The organism is Furfurilactobacillus milii (assembly GCF_009864005.1).
Classification (GTDB): Bacteria; Bacillota; Bacilli; order Lactobacillales; family Lactobacillaceae; genus Furfurilactobacillus; species Furfurilactobacillus rossiae_B.
Genome location: NZ_WEZQ01000003.1, coordinates 1 through 11506, shown reverse-complemented (window position 1 = coordinate 11506; position 11506 = coordinate 1). Strand labels below are relative to the sequence as shown.

10 protein-coding genes are annotated in these 11506 nt (G+C 37.5%); 6 read left to right on the top strand and 4 right to left on the bottom strand.

What is annotated here, in order from left to right; genetic code table 11:
• Positions 1–143 precede the first annotated feature (143 nt).
• Positions 144–1325, bottom strand: a complete 1182-nt coding sequence (locus tag GB993_RS02555) for a serine hydrolase domain-containing protein (RefSeq protein WP_161002981.1) — start codon at positions 1323–1325, stop codon at positions 144–146.
• Between the two features lie 188 nt (positions 1326–1513).
• On the opposite strand from GB993_RS02555, the gene GB993_RS02550 reads away from it, so the two are divergent.
• The 3 genes from GB993_RS02550 (at position 1514) to GB993_RS02540 (ending at position 7364) form a co-directional block, all read left to right on the top strand.
• Entirely contained in the window at positions 1514–1861 is a 348-nt protein-coding gene (locus GB993_RS02550; RefSeq protein WP_161002980.1) for a hypothetical protein, read from the top strand.
• An 80-nt stretch (positions 1862–1941) separates the two neighbouring features.
• Positions 1942–4524: an LTA synthase family protein gene (locus GB993_RS02545; RefSeq protein ID WP_161002979.1), complete on the top strand. Its 2583-nt coding sequence runs from the start codon at positions 1942–1944 to the stop codon at positions 4522–4524.
• A gap of 572 nt (positions 4525–5096) precedes the next feature.
• A complete protein-coding gene (locus GB993_RS02540; RefSeq protein ID WP_161002978.1) occupies positions 5097–7364 on the top strand; it encodes an ATP-dependent Clp protease ATP-binding subunit in 2268 nt (755 codons plus the stop codon).
• A 136-nt stretch (positions 7365–7500) separates the two neighbouring features.
• Here GB993_RS02540 and GB993_RS13250 read toward each other — a convergent pair whose 3' ends face one another.
• Positions 7501–8223 carry an acyltransferase family protein gene (locus GB993_RS13250; RefSeq protein WP_431188876.1) on the bottom strand — a complete coding sequence of 241 codons (723 nt, stop codon included), beginning with the start codon at positions 8221–8223 and terminating at the stop codon, positions 7501–7503.
• Positions 8224–8463: 240 nt separating this feature from the next.
• Entirely contained in the window at positions 8464–8799 is a 336-nt protein-coding gene (locus tag GB993_RS13245; protein ID WP_431188875.1) for an acyltransferase family protein, read from the bottom strand.
• 373 nt (positions 8800–9172) lie between these two features.
• Between GB993_RS13245 and GB993_RS02520 the strand changes: the two genes are divergently transcribed.
• Positions 9173–9907, top strand: coding sequence for a MucBP domain-containing protein (locus GB993_RS02520; protein ID WP_161002975.1), 735 nt, complete (start codon positions 9173–9175; stop codon positions 9905–9907).
• Positions 9908–10062: 155 nt separating this feature from the next.
• Here the strand turns inward: GB993_RS02520 and GB993_RS02515 are convergent, their stop codons facing one another.
• A complete protein-coding gene (locus GB993_RS02515; protein WP_161002974.1) occupies positions 10063–10251 on the bottom strand; it encodes a hypothetical protein in 189 nt (62 codons plus the stop codon).
• A gap of 83 nt (positions 10252–10334) precedes the next feature.
• On the opposite strand from GB993_RS02515, the gene GB993_RS13240 reads away from it, so the two are divergent.
• The gene (locus GB993_RS13240) at positions 10335–10460 is read left to right on the top strand and encodes a helix-turn-helix transcriptional regulator (protein WP_161002973.1); all 126 of its coding nucleotides are present in this window, start codon (positions 10335–10337) and stop codon (positions 10458–10460) included.
• A gap of 121 nt (positions 10461–10581) precedes the next feature.
• Positions 10582–11211, top strand: a complete 630-nt coding sequence (locus GB993_RS02505; RefSeq protein WP_161002972.1) for a hypothetical protein — start codon at positions 10582–10584, stop codon at positions 11209–11211.
• Positions 11212–11506: the final 295 nt, after the last annotated feature.

The following is an 11506-nucleotide window of genomic DNA, read 5'->3' as shown; positions in this document are numbered from 1 at the left end:
CCAACGCCCCCTTAAAGTACTTAACTGGCAAACACCTTACCAAGTGATGCTGACTAATTTGTCAAAAAATTCGGATCAAATTTGCAATCTACCATAAGATTTCTTTTTTCATACCATATCCAATGATTTGCTGAATATCAAATCTATCCTTTCCACTCGTTACTGGCAATTTGTTCAAAAATCAAAGTTGATAAGGGCCTGATGGAGCGCGACGGCCGATAGTAATTACTAAGTAAAATTACACCAGTTTGACCATCTTCCGAGATGTCACTCATAGATTCAAACCCATAACCAAAACCATGGTTTTGCATAAATGTGACTCCCTTTTCACGAAATACGTACGTTCCACCGCCATAAAGTCTTGAACTACCAGGATGTTCTAGCCGTTTTCTCTCTGACTGCGAAAGAACTCTCCCTTGCATAATAGCTCTTTCAGCACAATATAAATCACGAGCGCTCATATATATTTGGCCGGTGCCCAATTCATCATGAGCAGCCCAAGGAGCTGGGTTTATGGCTTCTCTGTATGATGCTATTGTACTGCCATCCGAATTAGTGTATCCGATTGCTCTTTGATTTCTCAAGGATCTATCGTAAACAAATCCTGTTTGACGTAATTTTAAACTTCTCACGAAGGTTTGCTCAAAAAGTTGTTTGTAGGACTTACCTGTAACTTTTTCTAAAATTCCAGAAAGTAAATTATAGTTAACACCTGCATAACCCCATTTGTTGATAAGTTTTGGATCCTGAATAACGTGTTTCGAATCCCACTCAAGAATTTTTTTATCACTCACCATAAAATTGGGACCGACTGGATCCATGCTCAGACCAGAGGTCATATCAAGCATTTGCCTGATGGTTATTGATTTTGAACCTCTGATTTGCGGATAAAATTTACTCAGCCGATCATTGTAATTTAATTTACCGCTACTGATGGTCTTTGCGACCAAAACACCAGTAAAAATTTTCTGAATCGAGTTAATTTCAAAGGTTGAATTCAATTTGTTTGAAATTTGATTACAATCATCACTTTGTCCATAACTTTTTTCAAAAATAACCTTCCCGTTTTTAACAACCAATGCGTTCCCTACAAAATCTACATGTTGTAAACGACTATCAATTTGCTTTTCAGTATTACCTTGAGCATGATTTTCCGGAATTGCTTGTGGTTTGTGTCCAAAGAAATGCTGTTGAACTTTGCTATTAACAATGTGGACTGAATGCACTGGTCCGACCTTAAATTTCATCACACCCAGCAGTGAAAAAGTAACAACTCCAAGTACAATTATCCCGAACCCCAAAAACCATTTTAATCTTTTTTTCATACCTTTTCCCCATAAATTGATGTACGTTATTATTTCATACACTTTCAAACAATGCAATTGTGGAACAATTGCATTATTTGCGGGATTATTTCTGTTTCTTTACTTTTTAATGTTGTTGCTTAAATTAAAGACTTATTTGGGTATAATTTATTAGGCTTAACTCAAATAAAAAATGGCGGTGAATTTAGTTGCAATCAAGTAAGGTAAATCGTAGATTTTACTCCCCTTTTGGTGACAGTGTGGCAGTCTTGCTTTCACTCACTTTAATATTTCTCAATTTCATTATATTCGGAAGCGGCAGTCATTTGCTCAGCACGGCAGGAACAGAAGTTTCTATCCCCCTGCTACAAGCTATTTTAATTAGATCAATTACGCTAATGGGAGTTCCATTACTCTTCATCTGGATAGGTTTTAGATTTGGTGAAAATCATGAAGGTCTCCTACCACCACTTCAAGCGTGGATATTCACGGTCATTAATGGCGCAATCATTCTTTTCATTTTTTCCGCTTTACAAACGGCGCTGGCCCAGGATTGATATACGACGTCTTTTTGCCAATTCTCAGGGACGTCTTTCCTGCTCTACTTGGACTGCTAATTGGAATGTGTTTAAATTCGTTGATTGAAAAATTATTTTCAGCGTATACTGGTCAAATTTTCAAAAACATCTATTGGATTGTTTTGATTAGTTCAGCTTTATTCAGTCATGACTTATTTTCCCTCAATTATGAAACCGGAGTGTGGGGCGCACTGCTTTTTTTTGAAACAGGCAACTATTTGCGACATTATGGCGTGCCAACCATTAAAAAATCTGTTATCTATTTTTGTCTTGGCTTCCTCGGAGAAATCATTCTTAACTGCTCTATGAGCTATATTTCCGCCATTGTACATCTAAACCTGTCAAGCAGTCTGCGTTTCGTTAATGGCGTAAACCCATTTATGATTATTGCCATTATCGCCTTATTCTCAATAATTATGCAATTATCTCATGCAAAAGTCTTCTCGGATCGTCAAGGTCTATTAAATCTATATCTCTTGGCGTCCGGATTATTTGGTTACGAGATGACTTATAGGTGGATAACAGAAAAATATTTACAAAACGTCATCACTAAGCATGCAACTTCTCTACAGAATTGGAAATGGTATCTTCTATACGCGGCTATCGGCCTTACGCTTAGTTGTTTTGTCGCCCTAATTGAAGTACTCACTGTTAACGCTCCAATTTTTAATCGCCCTCAGAGATACTTTAAACAACTTACGTTTTCTTCTTTTTTGAAAGAACTTACATTAGCAAAATTCAAAAAAGTTTTTAAGACCCATTTCTGGGGCATTTTAACATTTGTTTCGCTTTACTTTGTTAGCTACTTTAGCATCGTTATTATGAATCCACATTTCACGACAACAACATGGATTGTTCTAAAACCAACTTCAGCTTGGATTGCTATTTTCTTTCTAAGGCAACCAATTGTCCTTTTGAATTTTGTATTCTTTTCCGCTTTTTACTTATTAATTCGCGGTCTAACAAACAATTTTTGGTTTTCTTACATTATCACCTTTGCCGTTTCAGTACTCATAATCGTTGCAACATTAATAAAAATGAGCTTACGAAACGAACCAATTCTACCCTCTGAAGTTGTCATGGTAAGCGGTTATGCAGATATATTAAAGATGGTCGACCCGATTGTTTTAATTTCAGCAATTGTTGGAATAATCGTTTTAATTGCTCTATGTGTCTTGTTAAATAAAGCGGTTAGAATTAAAAAAATCTCAATGCTTCGCAGACTTTTTTACGTTTTAGGGTCCATCGTAATTTTTTCCACTCCTCTACAGTTTAATCACTTGGGCAGTGTACCAAACCAAATTTCAAAAACCGTTCAAAATGCCCCATCCTTTTACGCGCAGTCTGTCGGTGTAATGCTAAATGGCCCGGTGGTTCAATTTTTAAACAATCTGGACTTCAAGGTTATGGACAAGCCTAGTAACTACTCAAAAACTACGATCGACAAGATTGTTCATAAATATCAGAAACGTGCAATCGTAATCAATAAAAGTCGCACTTCAAAACTAAATCAGCAAACATTAATTTTTAATTTGAGTGAAAGTTTTTCCGATCCACGGCGTGTGCCCCACATGACGATAAATGAAAACCCCATGCCAAACATAGATACTATAAAAGAACGGACCACTTCTGGATTAATGATGAGTTCTGGCTACGGTGGCGGTACAGCCAACATGGAATATCAAACATTAACTGGCCTGTCCATTACAAATTTCTCACCAACTCTTCCGATACCTTATACCCAGCTAGTGCCTAATGCTGAATACGCCCCTGCAATCACTAATTTATTTTCTGATTCAACCGGCATTCATCCTTACAGTGGTGACATGTACGATCGCATCGCAGACTACAAAAAATTCAAATTTAACAACTTTTTCTATCTTGGCAGTAAAGACAAAATTGACGATCAGCACTACATTGGTAAAAATCCATATCTATCCGACGAAACTGCGTACGAGAACACTCTGCAGCAACTATCCCGTCAAAAGAACTCACAATTCATTAATTTAATTACCATGCAAAATCATATGCCATTTAATAATTACTATGAGCATAATCAATTTAAAGTTTCTGGAACTGCTTTCGCGGATAAGACTACTCAAGAAAAGATCGAAAATTATTCAAAAGGTATCTCTTACACTGATAGTCAAGTCAAGGATTTCATTACCAAAATTGATCGAATTCAACGTCCAATTACAGTGGTTTGGTATGGCGATCACCTTCCAGGAATCTATAATGGATTAAGTGCAAACACCTATGGACAGCAACTACACCAAACAGATTATTTTGTATATTCAAATAATTTTGCGCGCTCACATGGTGCAAAGCGATTGTCATACCCCATAACGGCACCATATGAATTTCCTGCATTAGCTATGGAACAAATGAATGTTAAGGTCTCACCATTTTATGCGCTTGAAACAGATTTATTGCACGATACGCCGGCAATGTCACTGAGTGCAAAAACTTTTTCAACCAACACAGATAACGCGGCTGGTCAGTTCACCGGCAGCAATGGTCACATTATACCAACTAGTCAATTAACACACCGTCAAAGAATTTTATTGCACGATTTCGAGTTAATCCAGTATGACATCACCGCTGGAAAACATTACGTCAGAAACCAGAATTTCATGAAATAAAATTCCTGCAATGCACCGCTATTTTCAACTATTTCTCTGCGCAAAGGAAAATTGTTTTCTGATATAGATTCGTCAAAATAGCGCCAGTGATCTGGATTCAAAAAATCCAGATCACTGGCGCTATTTACTTCCCGCAATAAGGGACATGATAAAATTCATTTACTTTAAAAAACCTTCCATTAGAGCCACCCCATCTAGACACATAAAGAGTGAAACGCTGGGATGCCGGAAATGAGAGATTATAGTAATCTTCCGATGAGTATGCTTGATATCAAAAATAGTTAATTTCAAATGGCGGCTGAAACATCTTTACGAGTATAAAGGTGTCCATCTTTCTGGTACACAATTAATCATAATCTCAATCTTCGAACTATAACAGAAAAATTAGCACTCAAATAAAGAAAGTGCTAAAAAAGTGAGGTAATTCCCTTGCACACTTTTTGTTAGTGTGTATAATACTAGTCAAAGGTCAAAGTTGGTCAAACGAAAGACAACCGATCAACTTCCTTTCGCCATCAGCAATTATATGTACGCGTTCGAACTGCTGGTGAGCCCTTAGAAGGAGCGATAACATGCTTTGCCAAAACTGTCATCAAAATGAGGCAACGATTCATTTAGGCCTCACAATGAACGGACAACAGATGCAAGTACATCTTTGCCAAAATTGCTATCAACTTCTACAACAAGCTGAGAATAATTTAATGAACAGAAACGGAGGATCAACAAATATGGCTCAAGATCCATTTGGTTTTGGTAATTTAGATGACCTCTTTGCTGCAATGCAAAACGGTAACGTCAATGCCAATAACTTTCAACAAGCACAACAAGGTCCACAAACACAAGCAGGCCGCGGTGGTAATAACAACGGCGGTAACAATAATAAAAACTCTAAGCATCCCCTACTTGATCAATACGGTTTAAACCTAACTGACCAGGCTAAAGCAGGCAAGATTGACCCAGTCATTGGTCGTGACGCAGAAATTGACCGCGTTATCGAAATCTTAAATCGGCGGACAAAGAACAACCCAGTTCTGATTGGTGAAGCTGGTGTTGGTAAAACGGCTGTCGTTGAAGGCTTGGCCCAAGCCATCGTTAACGGTAAGGTGCCTGAAAAGCTGCTTAACAAACAAATCATTCGATTGGATGTTGTTTCGCTGGTTCAAGGAACTGGTATTCGTGGCCAATTCGAACAACGCATGCAACAATTAATGAGTGAAGTTTCAAAGAACGATGACATCATTTTGTTTATCGATGAAATTCACGAAGTTGTTGGTGCAGGTAACGCTGAAGGTGGCATGGACGCTGGTAATGTATTGAAACCTGCCCTTGCCCGTGGTGAATTCCAACTCGTCGGTGCCACAACTCAGAAAGAATACCGCGATATTGAAAAGGACGCCGCTTTAGCCCGTCGTTTCCAACCAATTGAAGTCGAGGAACCTTCTATTGAAGATACCGTTTCAATTTTAAAGGGTATTCAGAAACGTTACGAAGATTATCACCACGTTCACTACACCGACGCAGCAATTGAAGCTGCAGCGCGTTTGTCAGCCCGTTACATTCAGGATCGCTTCTTGCCTGATAAGGCCATCGATTTAATTGATGAATCTGGTTCAAAGAAGAACTTAACGTTACGCAACGTGGACCCTACCTCTTATGAAGATAAGATTCACACCGCGGAAGCACACAAGCAATCCGCTTTGGACAAGGAAGATTACGAGAAAGCTGCCTACTATCGTGATCAGGTCAATCAGTTAGAAAAAGCCAAGAAGGACGCGGACGAAAATCCACAACCCGATGATGCTGCAACGGTGACTGAAAAAGATATCGAACACATTATCGAAGAAAAGACTGACATCCCAGTTAGCGACATGCAAGCGCAAGAAAAGACCCAATTAAAGGATCTGGACAAGCGGCTTGAAAAACATGTTATCGGTCAAAACCAGGCAGTTGATAAGGTCGCCCGTGCCATTCGTCGTAACCGAATTGGTTTGAATCAAACTGGTCGTCCTATCGGTTCCTTCCTCTTCATCGGTCCTACCGGTGTCGGTAAAACGGAAACGGCTAAACAACTTGCTAAAGAGTTGTTTGGTTCAAAGGATGCCATGATTCGCTTTGATATGAGTGAATATATGGAACAATACAGTGTTTCCAAACTGATTGGTTCCGCCCCTGGTTATGTTGGTTACGAAGAAGCCGGTCAATTGACTGAACAAGTTCGTCGTCACCCTTACTCATTGATTCTGTTAGATGAAATTGAGAAGGCTCATCCAGATGTTATGCATATGTTCTTGCAGATCTTGGATGACGGTCGTTTGACTGATTCTCAAGGTCGCACAGTATCCTTCAAGGACACCATCATCATCATGACTTCTAACGCCGGTTCTGGTGATAGTGGTGAGAACAGCGTTGGTTTCGGTGCTGCTCAAGACGAACACGCTAGTCTGATGGCCAAACTAGGCAACTACTTCAAGCCTGAGTTCTTAAACCGTTTTGATGACATCGTTGAATTCAACTCCCTTTCCAAGGAAAACTTGGGTCAGATTGTTGAACTGATGCTAGACGATGTTAATGATCAGTTGGCTAACCGCAACTTACACATTCGTGTAACGAAGCCAGTTGAAGAAAAGCTAGTTGATTTAGGTTACAACCCAACAATGGGTGCTCGTCCACTCCGTCGAGTTATTCAAGAACAATTGGAAGACCGTATTGCCGATTTCTTCTTGGATAATCCTGACACACACAATCTTGAAGCTGTAATGGATGGCGATAACATTAAGGTTGAGGCTGATACACAGACCACTACGGCAAATGTTGCACAAAGTGAACAGTCTAAGAAATAAGAACGATAATAAAGGTTTTTATGCAAAGGAGCACCCATCGAAATCTGATGGGTGCTCCTTTTTTCATACATATGTTTTCACTTTTGCATTAACCTTGGTATTATCCTTCAAGATAACCCGGAAAAGTTCGGCAGTTTCACTTAACATTTAGCAGCATCTTTTTGGCTAACGGAATTAAACTAATGAACCAGACGAGACAATAACTAATTATTAACGTGCTTACCAATAGGATCAAAAAATTCACTCCGATATTAAAATTTATTAATTGAGATTTTTGTAAAAGTATTTGAATCGGTCTATGCACCAAATACACACCCAAACTTAATTCAGACAATATCGTAAACGGCGACAATTTCTTTGAATCAGGTATTCTTGTTAACAATTCAAATATTACTAATGAAAAAATCAATAATATCGGATTTGTATACCATACACAAAAAACTGGAGCATTAGAAACAGAGAAACTTCCGTTGATATATAAACTACCAAAAACCAAAATCACGAAAGACAAAATTCCAATAATTGATAACCATTTAAGCGTCCATTTTTTTAACAGTCCTCGCTTAAGGATATTTCCAAAAACAAAATAAACAGCGCTAAATGATAAAGTTAGTCCAACTGAAAGTGTTGTATTCCTTTGCATCTTTTTCGCAAATTCCAAAATGCTATTAATGTCTGGCACAATCATTGAAAAAAATATCGAAACTATCAAGAACGAAGCTAAAAGAGATTTATTTGCCTTTACAATTGAGTTTGCTAAAAATGGTAATACCAGATACAAACCAATTATGGCTGGAATATACCAATAGTGCCACAGATACTTTGAAAACAACTGAGACGATTTATCATTTAAGAACAAAAATGAAAACAAATAATCTTTTATGCTTATGGTAGATTGCAAATTTGATCCGAATTTTTTGACAAATTAGTCAGCATCACTTGGTAAGGTGTTTGCCAGTTAAGTACTTTAAGGGGGCGTTGGTCAGAATAGGTTATACTAGACAAAAGATCAGCTCCTAAAAAATGGGTTTGTGGTAAACACCATTTTAAAGGAAGCTGATCTTTTTTGTCCGAACAGCGTTTGGATTAATTTTACAATCTACCTTATATGTACCTTAAACACTAAATAAATGAAAATTTGATAAAGCCCGGTCCAAATTTCAAAACAAACTAACAATGACAACAAATTATGCCGCAAAAAATGCTTTAAATAGCCTACCTCAGTGAATGGTCTATCAATCATTAAATATCCCGACAAAATCAAAAATAACGGAACCCCAGTTCGTCCCAAGATAAACATACCAGTCATAACACATTGTTTTACGAATGAATAATTTATAAATTGACGACCATCTCCACTAATCCCAAGCAAAGGGATTGTTTGTTGGATCGAATGACACGTAACAACCAATACAATTGCCACAGTCCGAATCACATCTAAAGTAACAATTCTTTTTTTCAAAATTAATGTTTCCTTGATTACCTTTCATAAAATAAGAAACCAGCTCTTAGTCAAAATATTTTTATCAACTACTGATTGGCTTCAAAAAGTATTTCACTACGATAATGTAGTCTTCGTTATGCACAATAAATCTTGATCATAAATATTCATAGCTGTCCAAAAACGTCCACGATGCCTTCACCTGCACGACCAGCTTTAAGAATAAGCTTATGCAACATTAAAGGTCCATTGTTTTGGAGATAATCCTTTAATAAAAGATTATTTAATTACACGCTTTACCTTTAAAGACATAGTTTGAATGCGCTATACTTGTATCATTAATTAATATTCAGTGGGGTCTGCAATTATGAGTGAAGAATTAGTTGAAGGAGTTCCCGTTTGGGTTTACTACACAGACGTTGACTCTGGTAAAACATTAGTTGAACCAAAAGTGCTTCGTGGTGCCATTGGCGATCACTATGAAGTAAAGGTACCCGAATTTGCCAACTACCGCTTACTTCATCACACCGGCAATCTAGATGGCGTCTTCACAAACGAACAACAAGAGGCACGTTTGTATTTCCGTGAATCCGATTGGGCCGAAGTTGAAAAGGTACAAATGTATGCCACAATTCAAGAAGATGTTCCAACCTACGATCGCCCTGATGGCGAATTGCAGGCACTAGAAATGCCGGTGGGATCAGTTTGGCGAGTATTTTCTCGAATTGCCACAAATAATGGTGAGTTCTGGTACAACATGGGCACGAATCAGTGGGTTATGTACAAGCCAAATGCCTTTACACTGAATAATTCACCTGTACGTCCTACTTCTCATCAGGATGTACATAAAGAACATAATTGGAATATTCAACCCGTTTCAGCACGCGGAAGTATTGACTTCGTCGATGGTAAATCGGTTTCTTATTATGCTGAGCCATATGGCCGCCCTTCCGGAACAATTGCCAATCGTAGTGTTGTTGTTATCAATGGCGAAGTCAGTGATCCATCTGGCGTTGTTTGGTTTCAGCTACAGGGTTTAGGCTTTATCAATTCTATGTATGTTAAACTTACGGGGCCAATTTCTATTTCCAATGAAGGTTAACTCGTAAAAAAGTGATGGTTAATGTCGAAACTCATTAACCATCACTTTTTTATTTTCTAAGATCTGTTTGAAGTTTTCCATTCACATATTTAAATAATTGTGAAGTCACAACAAAAAAATGTTATCGCCGCCCAGTTATTGTAATACAATAACCATTAACGATATCCCAAATCGTCCTTAAGTGAAAAGTAGTAATTTGTCGGTCTGTTGTGTGTTGTCGATTGAGCCACAGTATTCACAGGCTCACTTGCAACAACTGGTTGAGCAGTGGCAGCATTGATAGTTGTAGAGCCAATAGTCAGTGCTAAAGTAAGTGTGGTTATAGACAAAATTAAATGTTTCATTTTATTTCCTCCTCCTATAAGTATAATATTATTATATATTTAAAATTAAACTCTTTCAAATTTAATTAGTGGTGATACTGAATATGAATATAAGTCAATTAATTAAAAGTGCACGAAAAGAAAAACAATTAACACAAGCCGACTTAGCAGACGGTATTACAACTCAAGCCACTATAAGTCAGTTGGAAAAAAAACAATGTTCTCCCTAGCAGCAAACTATTAAGTCAAATCGCAAGAAAGCTTGACATTCAAATTGATGCAAAAAACGTTAAAAGAAATCATGAGAACAAAAATTTAAAATCTGATTTACACACTGCGGATCTGTTATTTATGAAATATCAGGACGCTGCGGTCAACAACTTATTGTCCCAATATAATTCCGACAATATTGAAGACGAGTTAGAAAAAGATCATTTGCTTTTTCTAAAAGTACAATCTAAATTATGGCTAACAAAAGACTATGATACCGCTATTTTTGGATTCAATAATTTGCTTCAAAACAGTAGTTCTGATGACCGCCCAAACATTTTTCAACTGTTATCATTAACAGAGCTCGGTGTTCTGTACGAGGAAAAGAAAAAGAACAAATTGGCTGACTTTTATTTTCAACAAGTATTTAACGCATTTGACACCGAGTTTTTGCAAGAGTTTGCATACTGGGGTCTTTTAATTGCTGCGGACATGGCTCAGTACTTTATCAATGTCGAAAAATTTGATTTAGCCAGTCAAAGCGTTGAATATGGAATGGAAATTTCTCTTAAGTCTGGTTCATTCTTTTTTGTTGATTCTCTCTACTATGCAAAAGCAATAATCGACGTGAACCTGCATAAAATGGGTGGCAAGTATGCTGAATACCTTACCTCAGCGGAAGTATTCGCAAAGCATGCTGATAATGCGTCTGTTTTGAAAAAGATTAAATCTTTGCGTGAAAATATCATAAAGAATAAGGGAGTATTTTAATTTTTATCTATCATTGAAAATCATTAATTTAATATACAAATAAAGCAGATAAGACTATCTCTATTTCATAGTTTTATCTGCTTTATTTAGTTAGAAACTGGTTCAACTTTTGATTACCTGCATAGCGCACATGCATTTCTTCACATGCCTCACAATCATACTTACAAATTGCCTCCAAACTCGTCTTGAAGCTTTCTAAAACGGTAGATTGCAAATTTGATCCGAATTTTTTGACAAATTAGTCAGCATCACTTGGTAAGGTGTTTGCCAGTTAAGTACTTTAAGGGGGCGTTGG